This window comes from Chryseobacterium sp. AG844, from assembly GCF_003182335.1.
GTDB classification, from domain to species: Bacteria; Bacteroidota; Bacteroidia; order Flavobacteriales; family Weeksellaceae; genus Chryseobacterium; species Chryseobacterium cupriresistens.
The window spans coordinates 22,960-42,180 of the sequence record NZ_QGTV01000014.1 but is presented as its reverse complement, the minus strand read 5'-3'; the positions used below and the strand labels follow the sequence as shown (position 1 = coordinate 42,180).

The 19,221-nt window shown below is 36.3% G+C and carries 13 protein-coding genes; 1 reads left to right on the top strand and 12 read right to left on the bottom strand.

Annotated features, from left to right (window positions below; translation table 11 throughout):
* Positions 1-26: 26 nt before the first annotated feature.
* Together lpdA and DEU40_RS14335 are read right to left on the bottom strand one after the other, a co-directional pair.
* Positions 27-1,415, bottom strand: a complete 1,389-nt coding sequence (gene lpdA / locus DEU40_RS14340) for a dihydrolipoyl dehydrogenase (protein WP_110010457.1) — start codon at positions 1,413-1,415, stop codon at positions 27-29.
* A 227-nt stretch (positions 1,416-1,642) separates the two neighbouring features.
* Positions 1,643-1,906, bottom strand: coding sequence for a hypothetical protein (locus tag DEU40_RS14335; protein WP_228406523.1), 264 nt, complete (start codon positions 1,904-1,906; stop codon positions 1,643-1,645).
* 291 nt (positions 1,907-2,197) lie between these two features.
* On the opposite strand from DEU40_RS14335, the gene DEU40_RS14330 reads away from it, so the two are divergent.
* Positions 2,198-3,079, top strand: coding sequence for a hypothetical protein (locus tag DEU40_RS14330; RefSeq protein WP_110010455.1), 882 nt, complete (start codon positions 2,198-2,200; stop codon positions 3,077-3,079).
* Positions 3,080-3,133: 54 nt separating this feature from the next.
* On the opposite strand, the gene DEU40_RS14325 is transcribed toward DEU40_RS14330, so the two are convergent.
* The 10 genes from DEU40_RS14325 to DEU40_RS14280 all read right to left on the bottom strand — a co-directional run bounded on the left by DEU40_RS14325 (position 3,134) and on the right by DEU40_RS14280 (position 19,198).
* Positions 3,134-5,797: a beta-glucosidase gene (locus DEU40_RS14325; protein WP_110010454.1), complete on the bottom strand. Its 2,664-nt coding sequence runs from the start codon at positions 5,795-5,797 to the stop codon at positions 3,134-3,136.
* Between the two features lie 258 nt (positions 5,798-6,055).
* The gene (locus tag DEU40_RS14320) at positions 6,056-7,498 is read right to left on the bottom strand and encodes an alpha-L-fucosidase (protein ID WP_110010453.1); all 1,443 of its coding nucleotides are present in this window, start codon (positions 7,496-7,498) and stop codon (positions 6,056-6,058) included.
* 50 nt (positions 7,499-7,548) lie between these two features.
* A complete protein-coding gene (locus tag DEU40_RS14315) occupies positions 7,549-8,448 on the bottom strand; it encodes a TIGR01777 family oxidoreductase (RefSeq protein ID WP_181397972.1) in 900 nt (299 codons plus the stop codon).
* A 228-nt stretch (positions 8,449-8,676) separates the two neighbouring features.
* Positions 8,677-9,381 (bottom strand): YqjF family protein, encoded by a 705-nt coding sequence (locus DEU40_RS14310; protein ID WP_110010525.1) that lies wholly within the window; start codon positions 9,379-9,381, stop codon positions 8,677-8,679.
* Positions 9,382-9,397: 16 nt separating this feature from the next.
* Positions 9,398-9,874 carry an SRPBCC family protein gene (locus tag DEU40_RS14305; protein ID WP_110010451.1) on the bottom strand — a complete coding sequence of 159 codons (477 nt, stop codon included), beginning with the start codon at positions 9,872-9,874 and terminating at the stop codon, positions 9,398-9,400.
* Between the two features lie 20 nt (positions 9,875-9,894).
* The gene (locus tag DEU40_RS14300) at positions 9,895-10,719 is read right to left on the bottom strand and encodes a DCC1-like thiol-disulfide oxidoreductase family protein (protein WP_110010450.1); all 825 of its coding nucleotides are present in this window, start codon (positions 10,717-10,719) and stop codon (positions 9,895-9,897) included.
* A complete protein-coding gene (locus tag DEU40_RS14295) occupies positions 10,716-11,078 on the bottom strand; it encodes a hypothetical protein (RefSeq protein WP_110010449.1) in 363 nt (120 codons plus the stop codon). The genes DEU40_RS14300 and DEU40_RS14295 overlap by 4 nt, the downstream gene beginning before the upstream one ends.
* A gap of 154 nt (positions 11,079-11,232) precedes the next feature.
* A complete protein-coding gene (locus DEU40_RS14290) occupies positions 11,233-11,736 on the bottom strand; it encodes a GbsR/MarR family transcriptional regulator (RefSeq protein ID WP_034696386.1) in 504 nt (167 codons plus the stop codon).
* Positions 11,737-11,905: 169 nt separating this feature from the next.
* A complete protein-coding gene (locus tag DEU40_RS14285) occupies positions 11,906-16,426 on the bottom strand; it encodes a TonB-dependent receptor plug domain-containing protein (RefSeq protein WP_146207861.1) in 4,521 nt (1,506 codons plus the stop codon).
* Positions 16,427-16,429: 3 nt separating this feature from the next.
* Positions 16,430-19,198 (bottom strand): hypothetical protein, encoded by a 2,769-nt coding sequence (locus tag DEU40_RS14280; RefSeq protein ID WP_110010447.1) that lies wholly within the window; start codon positions 19,196-19,198, stop codon positions 16,430-16,432.
* Positions 19,199-19,221 lie beyond the last annotated feature (23 nt).

The window sequence follows — 19,221 nt, the reverse complement described above, 5'->3', positions numbered from 1 at the left end:
TTATATATAAGATTCTGTATTTCAGATTAAATGTGAATCACTTCACCGTAAGCAGCAGCAGCGGCTTCCATAATAGCTTCAGAAACTGTTGGGTGCGGGTGAATAGACTTGATGATCTCATGACCTGTAGTTTCCAGCTTTCTGGCTACAACCGCTTCAGCAACCATATCAGTTACCCCTTCACCGATCATGTGGCATCCTAACCACTCACCATACTTAGCATCAAAAATTACTTTGATAAATCCGTCTGTGTTTCCGTTTGCAGTAGCTTTACCACTTGCAGAAAGAGGGAATTTACCAACTTTGATTTCGTATCCTTTTTCTTTAGCCTGCTTTTCAGTAAGACCTACAGAAGCTACTTCAGGGTGGCAGTAAGTACATCCAGGGATATTACCATAGTCGATTTTCTCAACATGCATTCCTTTGATTTTTTCCACACAAGTAATTCCTTCTGCAGAAGCTACGTGAGCCAATGCCTGAGTTGGGATAATATCTCCGATCGCATAGTAACCAGGTACTGAAGTTTCATACCACTCATTTACCAATACTCTTCCTTTATCTGTCTGGATTCCTACTTCTTCTAGCCCAATGTTCTCGATATTAGCAGCAATACCTACAGCAGATAATAAGATATCAGCTTCAAGGGTGATGTTTCCGGTAGCTGTTTTTACGGTAGCTTTTACACCTTCACCACTTGTATCAACACTTTCCACTGAAGCGTTTGTCATGATTTCGATTCCTGTCTTCTTCAGAGATTTCTCCAAGTGTTTAGAGATTTCTTCATCCTCTACCGGTACGATGTTTGGCATAAATTCAACAATGGTTACTTTAGTTCCCATTGTGTTATAGAAATCAGCAAATTCTACCCCGATAGCTCCGGAACCTACAACGATCATAGATTTTGGCTGCTCAGGAAGAGATAATGCCTGTCTGTATCCGATTACTTTTTTACCATCCTGTGGTAAGTTTGGTAATTCTCTTGAACGGGCTCCTGTAGCTATAATGATATGAGTTCCTGTATATTCAGTTACTTTACCTTCTTTATCTGTAACAGAAACTTTTTTACCTTTCTGTACTTTTGCAGTACCAAGAATTACGTCAATCTTATTCTTTTTCATCAAGAATTCGATTCCTTTGCTCATTTTGCTGGCAACACCACGGCTTCTCTGAATTACATTCGGGAATTCAAAGCTTGCCTCCACTTTATTCAAACCATAATCTTCAGCATGGTTGATATAATGAAAAACCTGAGCAGATTTCAATAAAGCTTTAGTTGGAATACATCCCCAGTTAAGGCAGATTCCTCCTAAATTTTCTTTCTCGATAATTGCGGTTTTGAAACCTAATTGCGCTGCTCTGATCGCAGTAACATATCCACCAGGACCACTTCCAATGACAATAATATCGTAATTCATTACTTTAAAAATTTTTATGCGAATTTAAGGAAAAATATTGGATGTTTTATGTTTGTTCAAACTGATCTTAAAATGCACCAATAAAGCTGTTTTCATTGAATTTTCAACAAAGAAAGAGAATACACGATGCATTCTCTTTCAATAAACTTCCCTTATGTTAAAAACTTTTCAAAACTTAACGGATAAAAAACTGGTTTTACTATTTTAACAACTGCAAAAATACTGTATTATTTTGCCTGTCTAAGTAATCGTTTCTCAGCTGCATATCTTTCATTCAAAGCTTTCATCTGATCTCTCTTCATCTTTTTGGTAGCAAGCGGGTGATTAAGGATCAGTTTTTTTTCAGTATTGTATTTTTTGGTAAGCTCTTGCATTTTAATATTGACCAACTCACTTTTTGAAGGGTGTGGAGGTACTGGCGGATGTTTCTGTGCAGCAACATTCATGGATAAACCTAATAACAATACTGTTGAAATTAATAACTTTTTCATAATGTTCATATTTTTGAATGTTTTCAATTAAACCAATATCATTTAATGAAATTCATTCCGGTTCACGATAAATCTTACATATATCATACCAAGATTTTTTTTAAGAAAGCATAGTATGTATCTCCAGGAGATGATTCCGCTTAAAATAATGTATATTGAGAAATGTCTGTTTCCGAACATTTATTGACATTAAAATCTTAATGATTTATTTAAAAAACATTTAAAATATTCATTATCAAATAATTTTCAGATGTTTTTTTTTATATTTTTGTGTTAATTAAATTATGCAATATGAGAAAATACATTTCGATCCTTTTATTGGCTGCTGTTCCATTAACCGCACAAGTAGGCATTAATACAACAACGCCTAACAGTACACTTGCTGTAAACGGTTCTTTAAGGGCTGGCTATACTCAGATTACTGCTACAACGTATAATATTCTGGCTACTGATCATTATATTACCTATGACGGAACTGCAGATGCCACCTTTACCCTTCCTGTGATCGGAACCGGGACAACCAGTTTTACAGGAAGAATTTATAAGATTAAGAACATTTCTCCGAACGCTATTACTTTACAGGCTTCCAGTGGAAATACTTTAAGAATTGACAATACGCCTGTTGCTTCTTTTGTAATCCCTACAGGAGCATATGCCGAAGTAGTAAACAACAGCAATACCTCCGGAGGAACATGGGATTTATCTTTTACAGTTCTTCCAAAACCAAGCAATGTAGAAATTTATGGTACACAGCTTTTCATTCCTCCTCATGCACTTGGAACAGCGGCCCTTGCTGACTGGACCAATCATACTAATACAAGCTTTGATTCAGGTTCCACGACTGACAGATGGTGGATCGTAAGTAAAACATCTGTTGACAGAGCCCATACTGCTTCCTATTCCAATACCAGCAGAATGACCCTTGTGTATGAGTATCAGGGTACCCCTTTCAATGTCACCAATATGTATCCCATTCTTACGGCAGGAAATAACTCAAGTTTCCCGGACGTATTTACAGCATCATTTGTAAGCCTTGCCAATAACGGTACAGGCGGCAGAACAAGACTTACTGTATCTGTAGCCCGTGTAGATTTTATCGGTACTAATGGAACTAATAACAGTAACTGGGCAGGAACATTCTTATTGAACGTTTTACTGGCCAGAAAATACTAGACAATCTCAATAATATATACAAAAAAGAGCAGAAATTTCTGCTCTTTTTTATGGTCACAAAACTTCAATATTTTGTTTTAAAGGAAGGTTCTTCGATGAATTACCGATCATAACTCTGTACGTTCCCTTTTCTACCACCCATTCCATTTTTTCATTTAAAAACTGTAATTGTTTTACCGGAACTTCTATAGTGACAGATTTTGATTCTCCAGGCTTTAGTTCTACTTTCTGAAATCCTTTCAGTTCAATAACTGGTCTTGAAACTGAAGCCAGCAGGTCTTTCACATACAGCTGAACGACTTCACTTCCGGCTTTTGAACCTGTATTTTTCACCTTGACTTCAGCAACAATGGTTTCATTTTCAGAATACTGAGTCTTGCTCAACTGAAGGTCAGAAATTTCAAAAGTAGTATAGCTTAATCCGAAACCAAAGGGATATAACGGTTCTCCGCTCAGGTCATGGTAATCATTTCCTCTTCCCGTCGGATGATGATGATAGGTTAAAGGTAACTGACCTTCCTGAACCGGAAAAGTGACAGGCAGTTTTCCGGATGGATTTTCAGCTCCGAAAAGTGTTTTTGCCACCGCATTTCCGCCTTCTTCTCCCGGATACCAAATATCCAGGATCGCTCCTACTTTATCTTTCCAGGATGTTGTTTTTATGGCAGACCCTCCTACTAAAACAACGGCAGTGGGTTTATTTAATTTTGAAACTTCGTGAATAAATGCTTCCTGATTTCCGGGCAGCCCCAGTGATGAACGATCCTGAAATTCGCCTTCATGAATTCCTGCCGTAATAAGAATATAATCTGCTTTTCGGGCAAGATCCAAAGCTTCTTTAACATCTTTCTGATAATCATATAAACCATAGTTCCAGATCAATTCCAGATTGGCTTCCCCACGATTTTCGTGAAATTCGATCTTTATATCATATTTTTTCCCTTTTACAAAATCTACATCCACTGTTTTGGTAGAATAGCTCAGCTTTTCCCACTGATCAATCACTAATTTTCCATCCAGGTATAATCTGAAACCATCATTCCCACGTAAGCCTATCTGATATTTTCCGGAATTGGGAGCTTCCAGTTTTCCGGTCCATCGGATACTATAATTGTCAGGCTGCAGTTCTCCCGGATCAGGAGAATATAAAGTCCATTTGAAACTGAGGTTTTCATCCTGCCTTCCAAAAGCCGGATTACCTTTTAAATCAGTATTGGCAAAATAGTATCCTGTTAATCCTTTTTTATTTTCAGAGGACAGATATTTGTTTGGAATTGTGGTAAAATCTTTTACATTCCAGTCAATTCCTTTTGAATACATAATTTCAGTCTCTGTATTGTTCACATAGTTTTTAAGGCCATCCAGTATATTTATTTTTTTGTTTCCGGGCCCTGAATAACCGCCTAATCTTGCATCCAAAGCATCCGCTCCTACCACCAGAATCTTTTTAACATTTGCCGGAACAGGAAGCGTCCGGTTATTATTCTGAAGCAAAACAAAAGACTCTGCCGCTGCTTTTTCTGCCAAAGGTTTGTGATTGAGTTTTTTTAATTCTTCAATTTCCTCAACAGAAACGTAGGGATTTTCGAATAATCCAAGCTCAAATTTGGCTCTCAATACTCTTGATACAGCATCGTCTATTCTGTCTTTTGAAATCCTCCCATCCAGGAACGGAGGCATAAAGAGTTGATAATGTTTATAGTCGGTTTGAAAAATCACGTCAAGTCCTGCATTGATGGCCTGTGCAGAAGCATCATCATAGTCTTTTGCTGTAAAATGCAGGACATTGGCGCCTCCTACTGCACTGGCATCACTGATGACAAAGCCATTGAAATTCCAGTCTTTTTTTAATTTTTCGTTTAATAACCAATGATTGGCTGTTGACGGTCTTCCATCAAGCAAATTATAAGAAGTCATCACAGAACGGCTTTTTCCTTTTGTAAAAGCATTGTTAAAAGGAATCAAATGGGTTTCTTCCAAATATCTTTTGCTCCAGTGAATCGGGTATGAATCTCTTCCTCCTTCTCCTACATTGGCCAAAAAGTGTTTGGGAGTGGTAATAATTCCCATCTTTTCAAAGGAAGTGACAAAACTTACGCCCATTACGGATGTCAAAAATGGATCTTCACCATAGGTTTCCTCTGTTCTTCCCCATCTGACGTCATTGGCAAGATTTACTACAGGTGTCAGAATCTGGCGGATTCCTCTCAGTTTTGATTCTTTTGCAATCGCTGTTGAAACCCTTGTCATTAATTCAGGATTGAAAGTAGCAGCCAGGCCAATAGCCTGAGGAAAAGCCGTAGCACCTTCCCGAACCAGCCCGTGTAAAGCTTCATCAAAAGGGATGATTGGAATTCCCAATCGTGATTCTTCCACAAAATATTTCTGAATGGCATTGATCTTTTTCACCAGTATTTCTGCATCTTCACTGGCATTGTATTTCAGCAGTTGTCCTGCTTCTCCTCCTCCCTGACTTCCTGCGCTTACCTGCAATCCAAAAATTCCATGGGAATACTGCCCTTTCGGAACGTTATCCAGATCTCCGGGAATCATGAAACACTGCCAGAATTTTTCTTCTGGTGTCATTCTTTTCAACAGATCCTGAACTCTGGCTTCAACGGGCTGCTTGGGATCTTTATATAAAGGTTTTTGAGCAGAGATAAATACTGAGCTCAACAAGAAAATTCCTAAAATTTCAAATCGAAGTTTAAAACACATCTAAAGAATAATTTAGTTTAAAATTTGTTCTTTTACCTTGAAGCAAAAGAACCAAAAGTTCAAGACCTGGAACTCTCCGCTAAAAATAAAATCTGTTCTCTAAAAATTCTAAAACTCGCGCGAATTTGATGTTAGTTTTTCTCTTCAACAGTTATCTCGCGCTCAAACAGTAGAATTTTCTTAACGTTCACAGACTTTATTCTCTTAACGCTCCGATTTCCTATGTCACTTTAATATAAAAATGAGTCACAAATTCAACTATTGCAGTATTTGAATGACAGTCGAATATTTTAACTGAGCTCTTTCTTTCGGTAAATTAATTTCAATTGAATTCCCTGATTTTTTCCATTGAATTTTGTTTGGAAGCCCTAAAATTTTCAAAGATTTTGGTGTAAAATTTTCCGGAATGGTAAAAATTAATGTTGATGGAGACTCATAATTTGTTTTTTCATCCAAGTGAAAAATATTTACTGTTTTCCCATCTTTGCTTTGGGTATAATAAAAATTTCCGTCGTGATAAGGCACAATGCTTCTTGTTGCAAAAACAGCGGACTGATTTTTATCCATCCAACCTGAAATTTCCTGTAATCTTTCATAAACTATCGGATCATAATCTCCGTTAGGTCCGGGCGCAATATTCATAAGGTAATTTCCTCCTCTTGAAATGATTTTAACCAATGTTTCAATGATCTTCTGGGAGGTCTTATAGTTGTCATTGGGAACATAAGAAAAGGAATCTCCAATAGTTATGCAGCTTTCCCAGGGAATGGAAAGCGCGTGTTCCGGAACTGCCTGCTCAGGAGTAACATAGTTTTCCCATTTTCCGGGAACGGTGCGGTCTACAATGATGATTCCCGGCTGATTTTTTCTAGCCATCGTGCCTATTTTGTCCATATCGATGTCCTGCTCTACTTTGATAGTGCGCTGCCATTCTACTTTTGGATCTATGGTGTGAAAAGGACGTACCCAGCCTCCATCCAGCCAGAGAATATCAACTTTCCCGTAATTGGAAGTAATTTCGTTCAGCTGATTAAAGGTCAACTTTTTAAAGTTCTCCCATCTTTCCGGATATTTCTTTGGGTCATAATTGACATTTCTGTCTTTGGGCGGAAAATAAGACCACCAATAATCATCGGAATGCCAATCAGGTTTTGAAAAATAAGCACCAATTTTAAATCCTGCTTTTCTGAACGTATTGAAAATTTCTTTCGTCACATCAGATTTTGGATTTTTTGAAAAAGGGGTTTGGGGAGAAGTAATTTTATAATCCGACTGCCGGGTATCAAACATGGCAAAACCATCGTGATGCTTGGTGGTGAAAACCACATATTTCATTCCTGCCTTCTTCGCCGCGTCTGCCCATTTCTGAGGATTGAACCGGGTTGGATTGAAGGTAGTCTGAAGATTTTCATAATTTTTTACATATTCGTAATATGACTTCCCGTGTTCAGGTTTTCTCTGTGTCCACGATTCATCTTCCGGGCATATGCTCCAGCTTTCAACAATTCCCCACTGGCTATAGGTTCCCCAGTGCATAAACAATCCGAATTTCATATCCTGCCACTGCTCAAGATTCTGGACAACCAATGGGTCTGTAGGCTTCTGATAACCTTCTGATACATTATGAGCTTGTGAAAAAGCAATTGAACTTATTAAAAAGGATGAAAGGAAAAAGGGTTTTATTTTGGATATAACCAGCATAAGGAATAGTTTTCCGCTAATTTAATTATCCTAACGGAAACCCGCAAACATTAGGATTCCAACAAATTACGAATGGCATCATCAAATGTGGGATATGAAAATCGAAATCCGCATTCTGTGAGCCTTTCAGGATATACATTTCTGCTTTTTAAAAGCAGTTCTGTTTCTGTTTTCAGGAATATAGAAGCAATTTCCAGCTGCCAGACCGGGGCGTTAAGTCCGAAAGGTATTTTCATTTTATTTCTCAGTTTTTTCATCATATTTTCATTGGAAAGAGGATCCGGAGCGGTTATATTCACTGCATCTGAGATAGTTTCATGCTGAATAATCCATTCCACTGCTTTACAGAAATCTTCGATATGAATCCAGCTTACCATTTGATTGCCTCTTCCCTGTTTTCCTCCTAAGCCCAACCTTGTAATCATTTTCAGTTTTGGGAAAGCACCGCCATTATTTCCAAGGACGATAGAAGTACGAAGGGCAACTTTTCGTATTTCTTCATTTTTAACTGCAAAAAATTCTTTCTCCCAGCTTTTGCAGATATTCATAGAAAAATCGTCTCCGATAATTCCGTTTTCTTCTGTATTTAAGTTATTTTCAGAGTGAACATAAATGGTTGCAGAACTTGCATTCAGCCATATTTTTGGTTTTTCAGAACATTCACCTACTGCTTTCTGTAATATTTTTGTACTGTTGATTCTTGAAGAATAGATCTCCTGCTTATTTTTTTCATGATACCGGCAATCAACAGATTTCCCCGTAAGATTGATCAGAACATCGGCATTTTCAAGGCTGTTTTTCCATTCTCCTATTGTTCGGGCATCCCAATAGATTTCGTTTTTACGATGAGGCTTCCTGGTCAAAATGTAGACCTGATATCCTTTTTCTGAAAAGTATTTTTCTAAGTTTTCACCGAGAAATCCGGTGCCTCCGGCTATGATTATTTTCATTGTTTTGAAGTTTAAAGTTTTGAGTTCATATTGAAGGTTTTCCAACAGATTTCGCAGATTTTCACAGATGATTATGTTGTATTTTCCTTGTGCTTATTTGTGAAAACATTGGTGATATTTGTGTTTAAAATTGTTGCAACTATTATTGGAAAGTGTTTTTTTCCCACAGATGACACAGATTTTCACAGATGTTTATGAATAAACAAGATGTTTTAATTTCTTCATTTTTCAGCTGATGTATTTCCTGGTTTTGACCTGAATTTCGGAGCCTTCGGCCAGCATTACGGAAAGAGGCAGCTGATGATTTAGGCATTCAAAATTATTTCCGTAGATCTTTTGAAAATCGATTTTCAGCTGGTGATCTTTTACGGTGTAGCAGTCCCATTTTGGATGACATACTTCGTATTCGGAGGTTGTATTTTCCTTTTTTGTAAAGCCAAAATAGTGTTCTGTGATAAATTCAAATTCTGAGTTCTCTTCCATTGGTTTTGCTGTATTTTCAGACTTAATCTGAATAGAATGCCAGTTTTTATCTTTCCATGAATAACGGATCAGCAGTTCATCCTCTCCTTTTTCCATTTGATTTTTCATCTTCATCGTGTGATAGTTTTCCTTGTAAACAGCATTGGCGACCATGCTTAATGCAGGTTTGGGAACAATTTCTTTGATAAACACCACTCCTCTTTTCCAGATGCCTTTTTCTTTTTTCTTGACATAAAACCTTAGATTCACTTCTTCAAAATTCCGGTGAAAAGGGATAGGAAGGCCTAACAGTCTGGTATTTAAAAACATGAATCCCACCAGGCTTACATAGCATTTGCCTTTATAAAAATCGAGCTCTGTTCCTTTTGGAAGATAGGGCAGCAAAACTTCAGGATTGATTTCATAATTGATGATCGCCAGCTTTCGCCATTCTGCTTTTAAAAAGTTCATAACACTGTTTTTAAGGTTAAAAAATCGCAATCCCATCACGGACAGAAGATTCTGCAATAGTTTTGATCATTTCATTTCTTCTGAGTAAAAATTTCCTTAGATATCCTTTAAGAAAAATTGAGTTAAATAATTTCCCTAAAATACCCAGCGGAGATTCAAATTCGAAAATATCTGTCATCAGGGTATTTCCATTTACGGATTTAAAAATATGTCGGTGGCGCATGGATTTGAAGGCTCCTTTCTGCATGACATCAATAAACTGAAACGGTTTTTCCATGCTGATAATTTTCGTGGTGAGATTTTGATAAACTCCCAGATGTTTTGCCCGCCAGGTTACGGTTTCGTTTTCTTCAATCAATCCAGAGGTACGTCCTGCAATGGCTTTTTCATGAGACTTTGAGGTTGACTGTTGATGAAGATCAATATTTCGTGCCAGATCAAAAACATACTGAATATCTGCTTTGATGATTGTATTTAAATAGATGGTTGACATTTTTAAAACGTTTTAGCTTGTTATATTTTAATTCCAAAAGTGGTCAGAATAATGATTGTTAGCGCTGTTATTCTAAATAATATCCAGGAAATGGTAGGAAGATAATTCAGCCTTAGTATTCTGCACCTTCTGATATGTTCCAGAAACATGATCAATACTACAATTCCAAAATATATCATATAAAAAACAGGAGTAAAACTGGTCATCAGCGCAGGAATTAACAGTAAAGTTCCGATTAAAGAAACAGTCATCATATTTCCGAGATAATCCCAGATTTTATCTTTGAGATAAGCTTTTAAAAAGATAGTCTGCCAAAGGATCTGGCCAAAGCAAACGGCAAATTCTCTCACGAAATTCCTCTCTAAATTCAAGTTCAGTTTACCGGAAAATATACTTAGGATATATGCTGAAAAAATAACAACAAAACCGATGTATGCCATTCTGTATTTCAGATTAAAATCCGGAACACAGGATTGTTCTGTATAGTCTTTTGAGGAAGGAATGATCTGTTTCCTGTTATAAGAAACGAAAGAATACAGTTTTTGAAAAAACCAATACAGAGGTTCTGTCCGTGCAATTTTTGCCAACAATGGAAAAGAGTTTCCAATGATGAGGAGCAGACTGTCTAATCCGTAAACGACTTCATTTTTGTTGTGATCTACCAGAGCAATTTCATTTTTCGCACGGTCGAAGTCTATCAGGATTTTATTTCTCAATGTGATTTCTGTAAAGGCTTCTCTTCCATCTTCATCCAGCATTCCGCATTTAGTAAAACCTTTGGAGTAGAGATTGCACATAGGACATTCATTGTCGTAGATTAATGTGTGGTTTTTGAGCGTTTTCATAATTGTGATTTATAAGATTCATAAGTAGTGTAACAGTCATAAACATACGCCGCTGCCATCACAGGGCTATATAAAAGAGCAGCCATTAAAACATATCCAAAAAAATCATTGATGTGTTTCTCTGTAAACAAGATGGTTACAATAATCCAGACCGGTACTATTACAATTCCATACGCGATATACAATGCTGACTTTTTTGTTTTGAAAAATAGTTTGATCAGGAAACTTACCAATTGAGGAATTCCTACTATAAAATAAAACAGAACAAATCCAGACAAACCACCCAATATAAAAGCCTGAGGCCCAATTATTATAAAGAATAACTGAATGTAATAATCATATTTTGCAAATGTTTTCATGGCAGCAATGGTTTTAAAGTGATCCTTTTCTTCTGAAATAAATAATCAGGAATAAGTGAATGATTAAATTTTTCATAATTATTATTAATTTTATATTTTCAGTAATTTTTGAAAATCACATTGAAATAAAAAAGGATTTTCACCCTCTTTATTTTTATTTCAACAGATTGGTAATCTTCCCTACCAGCCAGTGGTCATCACTTTTTATCGCCAGATCCATGATATTGTTGATTTTTCCGGTGACAGAACTGAAATCATTCATCAGCTTGATAAATTCCTGTGCTTCTTCCGAATCTTTATCCTCAATATTTTTTAACTCTTCAAGAAAGGAAATGACAGGTTCAATCTCTCTTTTTCTTCTTTCTTTGGTAATTTGCTTGAACAGATACCAGACATCTTTTTCTGCTACGAAATATTCTTTACGGTCGCCTTTTACAAATTCCTTTTTTACGATGCCCCAGTCTATCAGAGCACGTAGATTCATATTGGCATTTCCTCTTGAAATCTCCAGTTGTTCCATGACTTCATCTGTAGAAAGAGGTTTTCCGCTCGCCAGAAGCAATGCATGCACCTGTGCCATCGTACGGTTGATTCCCCAATTGGTAGCAAAGGTTCCCCAGGTTTGAATGTATTTTTCTTTGGCTTCTGAAAGTTGCATCTTGTTTCCTTTTTTAATTTCTGTAACAAATGTAATTATATTTTTTGAATTTTCAATAATTTTTGAAAATTAATTTAAGGTTATTTCTTTTAAAAAGATTTTTAATGATCCTTGTCAAGGTTTAAAACCCTGACAAGGATCAATGGATGTCTGTTTCAGTTTATCAAAATTAAGGTTCAATACTGATTGTAATCCCTTGGTTCCAATATTTTGCTTCCGGCATATAATACAGATATACGTTACTCGATTTTCCTGTATACGTTCCGGCAAATTCTACTTTGAGATCAAGATTAATAGTCTTTGTTTCCTCTGCATTGAAATGTTCCCAGTATAAAACCAGATAGTTATCGAAAATTTCATAGTAAGAAACCTGTTTTTTATCAACCATATCTTTCAATAAGGCATTTTGCAGCGTCAGTCCTGCCGGGATACCAATCTTTGCTATGGTCATCGGCAATTCACCGTTTATTTTGTTTTTTACAGTAATGGTCATTCTCCTGATCTCCCCTGTTTTTGACATTCCGGATTTTAATTTGGTCTCCATGGTAAGAGGAATATCCTTGCTTTCCGGAGCCTGAAGCGTGTAATATTGATATTCCAGCTTATAAGGCAGTCCATTCTTATTTGGATAATGAATATTAATCGTATTTTCTCCGGCTTTAAAAGCTGATGAAGTACTTATCATAGGTAAGGTTTGTGCTTTATTAATGGTAATCAGCGGTTTTTCAGTTCCATACAACTTATCATTTTTAGAGAAAAAATCAGATAATGCCTGGATTGCCAGTGTTGTGGCCTGCGTAGATCCGAATCCGAAATAGCCATTCAAACCAATAAGCTGATCAACTGCTTCAGCGATTTTCAACTGATTGAGTTTCTCATCTTTCTGAAGCGCCATTATATATAACGAAAGTGTTTCTGCATCTGCAGACATTCCCCATGAACCCGTAAAAGTAACTTCAGATTTTACCTTCTTTGTTTCATATTGTTTGTCCAGAATGTCTATCATATCGTCATATTCTTTTTGTTTCCCCAGATATGCTGCTGCATTAGCAAGTAAAGCCAATTGATAAGAATCTTTCGTAGCCAAAGCTCTTTTCAGCATTATCTGAAAGGAATCTTCAATTTCATTTTTAAAGCCCAGTTTGGATAAAGCATATACAACATACATATTTCTCGACCAGGAAAATTCAGAAAAGTCTTTTTGGGATTCATAGGGTTTTCTTACTTCGAATAATCCGTTTGCATTCTTTTTCGACAAAATAAATGAGGAAAGTCCCTGGATGAGCTTAGTATCCGGGTTCACATACTTCTTTAACTCCGTAAATTCCAGTAATGCGAATGCTGAAAGGGCGACATCTGATTCTCCGGAGCTGAAATATCCGAAACCTCCGTCTTTATTTTTATAACTCAGCAACTTCTGGAAGCCTTTTCTCAGGTTTTTTATCACCAGATTTTCAGTCGCGGTGTCTATTTTTTTATTTGATTTTAAATAATCAAGAATAAAAATGTTAGGATATACTGTTGAGGAAAGCTGTTCAAAACATCCATGAGGTTCCTTTTTAAGTTGCTCTATGTCTCCAAACATCTTCAAAGCCGTATTTTCAAATACATAATAGGATGAATACAGACTTCCGTTGATATACTCCGGAATATTGATTTTGAGATCTTCTGTTTTATTATTAATGATGGAAAACTGATGGAGAAATCCTTTTTCTTCTACTTTAAACGGAAGAATCATTGTCTCTCTGAAATCTCCTGATCTCACTGAAAACTGAATATCAGAATTCACAGTCTCATCAGCCTGTATTTTCACAAATAATCTTCCTGATTCTAATGGTTTCAGAGTGATAAGACTATCAGAACTGATGAGTTTCACATGGTTCGGTACAATAACGTCCATGGTCATTTTACGCGTTTCAGAAGAATTATTTTTAATTACCACAGGAATTGTCATCTGGTCTGTTCTCGTCAGGTACTGAGGAATTTTAGTATCTATCGAAATCAGACTCTGGGCAGCATATGTTGTTTCATCTCTTCCCAAAAGTCCTGATGCGGCAATTCCTTCTGTCATAATTCTGAAAGTGGAATTCGCATCTGAATTATAAAACTCTACTTTTGCTTTTCCGCTTTTATCGGTTTCTACTACGGGATTCCAGTAAAGCGCTTCTCTGTAATCAAAACGGTAAGAGGTACTGGTGGATTTATACTCAGGATAAACGAATTCTCTTGCCCCCTCATATGCTGTTAGTTTTCCATAAGGCACGGTTTCTATAGCAAGGTAAGATTTCGGGGTAATATCAAAACTTATTTCTGATTTTCTATTTTTGGATGAGTTGACGATCACTACTCCATTCACAGCTCTGCTTCCGTAAATAGCGGTAGCCGCAGCATCTTTCAAAACGGTAATACTGTTGATATCATTTGGATTAATCGTCGTATTAAAGTTTTCGACAGGAATACCATCCACAATGAATAGAGGGTGCTTATTGGTAATAGAGGCCGTTCCTCTGATATTGATCTGTTCTCCTGTCCCTGACTGTCCGGTACCTGTTATAACTAATCCGGCAACTTTTCCACTCAACAGAGAAGTTACGCTGGCATTCTGCATTTCCATAGAAGAAGATACTGTAGTATAAGCAACCGTTAATTGATCTTTCTTTACACCGTACCCCACAACAATTACTTCTTCAATACTCTTATTTCTACTGATGGTATCGGTTTTTGATCTGCCGGGATTATTCAGCTGACTGGTATTGTTTCTGTTTTCTTTTTTTACTTCTTCTTTTCTTTCAGCTTCCTTTACAATTTCTTCTACGTCTATATGGGTAAGTTTCTGTTTTGCTAAAGGATTAATATCCAGATTATAAGACAGAATTCTGATTTTCAGCTGATGTTTAGGCTGAAAAGACTTTGCAATAATTTTATAAGAATTATTTGCATTTAAATCCGAAAAATAAAACTTGCCGTTTTCAGCAACAGTCTGTTTGAGGATCTTTTTATTATAGGTGTCCAAAAGAAAAACATCTGCTTTCACCGGTTTTTTGTTTTCATCTTCTACCATGCCATAGATTGTGTTTTTCTTTTCAGGAAGGTATTTGTATTTATTGCTCTTCACAATTTCCGGAATAGGCTCAAAATATCGGTAACCGTTTGTCAGCATCACAAGATCTAAGCTTTTATCTGCTTTTTCTTCTTTTTTATCGAAATAGAACTGAGGTTTTTCAATTTTCCCTTTGAGCTCAGAGTCCATCAAAAGCCAGGAAATAATATGATTTTGTTTATCATCGGCATAAGTCCATAGCTTATCATCTACCACACTTATTCCAAGATTAGCGGGAACAGGTTTATTATTTTCATCGGTAGTTTCAATATTCAGCATTACTTTTTCCCTCGGCAGATAATGCTGCTTTACAGGGGTAACTTTTATATTCAGATGGTTTACTTTATTGGTAAAAACAATCCTTTCTGCAAGCGGCATACTATTTTCCAGAATGGTAAACCTACAGATTCCTGTGGGGAAATTCTTTTCTGCAATTTCCAAAGAATTCATTCCTTTTTTCAGCGAAATGATTTTGCTGTAAACGTCTTTTCCGCGGAAACTTCCCAGCAGGGTAATTGTTTTTTCCTGGGTAGAAACGATGGTAACATTCAGGTTTTTATTTTCATTCCGAATATTCAAAACCAGTCCTTCATTTTTTGCTGCCGGGAGATTAAAAGTCTGGGTAATATTTTCCGGTTTCAGCACTTTTGCATAATAAGTTTCTCCTATTTTAGGCGTAACCCGGAAGTTTCCCATTCCAAAATTATAGGCTGAAATTTCTTTTATTTTTTCATGATTCTGATTGTAAACAGCCAAGACAGCATCTACAGGCTTTTCAAACTCATCCAGAATTTTAAAGGCGATATTCTGTTCTATTCCATTGATAAAAGTTCCGCCTTCCGGTAAGAATTTCACATCCAGATTATTCAGAACAACAGGAATATTTCTGGAGATGGATTCGGTAAATCCGTCAAAATTCACCTTGATATTCAAAAGAGCATCAGAGGATTTCAAAACTTCAGGAAGCTTAAAGGTCAACAGTTTTCTACCTTCTTTATCGGTAATAAGTTTTCCTTCTGAAACGGTTTCTCCGTTGTGCATTACGGTGTAATCTGCTTCGTAAAAAGGAATAGGAAGATTGCTAAGACTTCTCATTGAAAAATCGGCACTTACCTCATCTCCCGGGCCATATCCTTTTGTAGGAAAATCAAGCTTCATTAAAATCCTTGGTGATACAATTTTCTGGAGGGTAATTTCTTTTTCGAAGGTATTTTTTCCTTCTTCATTCTGCATCCAGTTGGTAAAAGCTCTGATTTTATAGATACCCCCCTTCATGTCTTCAGCAAAATAGAAGTCTCCCAGGGCGTATCCATTGGTAATTTCATATTTCAATTTTTTCACAACACTTCCTGCAGGGTCTGTTATTTCGAAATTTACGACTCTGCTTTCTTCGACCGGTAAATTATTGTTTCCTTTTACCACATATATTTTAAAATACATTTGCTCCCCAGGTTTATAAAAAACATGATTGGTCTGGATGTAGGTTTTTTCTTTTTCAAAGTCCTGAAATGGTTGCTGGCCTTTCACAGAAAAGGCTGAAAACAATAAGCACAGCAGGATGATATAGGTTGATATAAACTTGAGATTCATGAGTTAAAATTTAAGTGAAACAATACAGCCAAATGTTTTAAAGGAAGGAAGATTAAAAAAATCCAATCCTCTTCCATTGCTCATATCGTAGAAATTCTGGTTGGGATCTACCCCATTATTAGCCTGCCAGAGCATGATATTGTTTACATAAAAAGTCAGTTTAAGATTCTGTTTCCTGTTGTTAATCGGGAAATCTGAGGAAACGGATATATTGTTGATTCTTATATAATCTGCCTTTTGAACATAATTTTCAGCCACGCCTAAATAACCATACCTCGACCACCTGTTTTCCATAACATTCTGGTTGGGATCATAGAAATCCACAGGAATCTGGTTGGCAGTTCCATTGGCCTGTACACCTTCGAAAATATAATTTTTGATGTTCCTTTCTTCTCCTGAGCCGTAAGAACGACCGTAGTAATCGAGAACCGCCTGTGTCCCGTTCCAAAGGTGGCCTCCTTTTTTCCATTCCCAATTGATATCTAAAGACCAGTTTTTGTAGGCAAAACTGTGATTGAATTTCATCACAAAATCCGATGTAGGATCTGCAATAATTTTCATTCCGTCTGCTTTTTTAGGAAAACCGAACTCATCAATGATCAGTTGTCCGGCTGCATTTCTTTCAAAGTAACTGCCTATCACAGCACCCAAAACCTGACCTTCTGATAGTGTTTTATAAATATCTTTGAATCCTGAAACCGCCAGATCCTGATATCCCGGAGCTATCCGGTCTACAATATCTTTATATTTGAAAAAGGAAACTTTATGGGTGGTATACATATCGTATCCCAGACGTAATCGTTCGTAAGCAAAATTGAATTCATATCCGCTGTAGGTATGATCTGCTATATTCTTTAACCTCAGCTGATTGTTTTCAAAGACAGGAAAAATATCGTCAGTATTCTTTTTATTAAAATATTCTCCATCTACACTTATTTTATACCCAAGATTCAGCCTGGCTCCAATTTTCCATTCCTGAGTATTAATATTAGATAAACCCCGGAAGCTTTCTACTTCCTGCACCGGAAAGTATTGATTGTAATTTTCCGCATTAAGCAAAGTAGTAGAATACGAAGCATAGGATCTTGTAATTTCCGGCTCGGAGCTTAATTGTGTATAGCTTCCCAACAATTTAAAATTGTAATTATACCAATTGAAGATCTCATTGAACTTCAGATAAAAGTTAGCCTTTGGAAGCCAATAATTATTTTTAATAGAAGTATTAGAGATATAAAATGAATTTCCAAGATTAAGACCTGCTTCGAAATCATAATCGCGGATGTTCATATTATAATTAAAAATATGATCCTGTGAAGTTCTCTGATAGAGATATCTTTGAAGGGTAAGGCTGTTATAAATGTCAGATTTTTTATCATTTAAAATAAAATTCAGGCTGAAAGTATTTCTAAAGTCATAGTTTCCCAATGAATAAGAGCCCTGTATATTGGAATGATAGGAGCTGTTGTTTTGAATCCTTTCATTCGATACACCGCTGAGGAAACCATAGGTAGAAGGTTTATATTGGTCCTGATTCCAGGTAGTAATACTTTCATAGGACTGAGTAATATTCAGTTTAAACTGATCCCAGTCTTTCGCTACGCTGAGACTCAACTGTCTGTCCCGATTCTTATAGCGGTATCGGCTATCCTGCTCCAAAAGGAAAGAAGGATTGTCTGCATATTGGCTGTAGCTTCTCTGCGAACCGTTATTCAGAAAAGTATTTTGTTCATTTGAAAAAGAAACCGGCGTTAACAATGAGTTTTGGTAAGCTCTGTTGAACAGCCCTATTCTATTGGTATTCGTAACTTTATCTTCTTCGTAGCTAAAAGCAAGATTAATGTAATATCCACCCAAATCTGCATTCAGTTTTGCTTTAAGGGTATTGGTAATATCAAACTGATCCATAAAATACATCTGGTTCTTTTGCTGCCCCAGATTCAGGGCAAGACGGAGTTTTTCATTGTTACCCTGTTGTATAAAAGCATTTAGATTCAACTGGTTATTATAACCTACTGTGGTTTTAAAAAGGTTATTATCATATCTTTTTGCACCCTGAAGTCCATCAACCCATGGAATCAGTTTTCCATTCTGATCATACTCATAAGGTAATCCGTTAAATCCAAGGGTAGATAGCTCTGGTCCAAAACTGAACATTTCATTCGTTTCAGGGCCTTTCCAAACAAGATTTCCATTTTCAGATCTTCCCTGGACATACTTATTTTGAGTCCCCGGAACAGCATTCCTGCTTTTAATATCAAAAGACGTGGTAAAGCTTCCGTTAAAAAGCAAAGTTGTCTTATTGATCCTTTTTAAAACATAAACACTATCATTCTTCTGCTTTAATTTTCTTATTTTATCAAAATAAGAATGTGATCTTTTACTGAGTTGAGTTTTAGTTTTTTCAATACTGAAATCGTCTTTAATCTCCTTTGAAACAAGACTGTCATAGGCTTTACTGTAAACATTTTCTACACTTTTACTTCCTGTCTGATTTTCCAGAATCGTTTTTAATTCCCTGAGTTCATAAGAAGAAATAACATGGGTATTTTTCCCCTGGTTCCACACTAGGGTATCATAAGGTTTAGCTGCAATAATGGCAAATCCTTTTTCATCAGTCAGTTCATAAATACCACTGTTTTTATTATAAACCTTTAAAAAGTTCTGTTCTTTATCCTTAGATGTTAAAAATTTTCCGGAATAGTACAATTGTGAATTTTGTGCCTGTAATAAGGTAATCGTAAATGGCAATAACAGCAAATAATTCTTTTTCATCAATTATTAGTATGCTTAAAAAT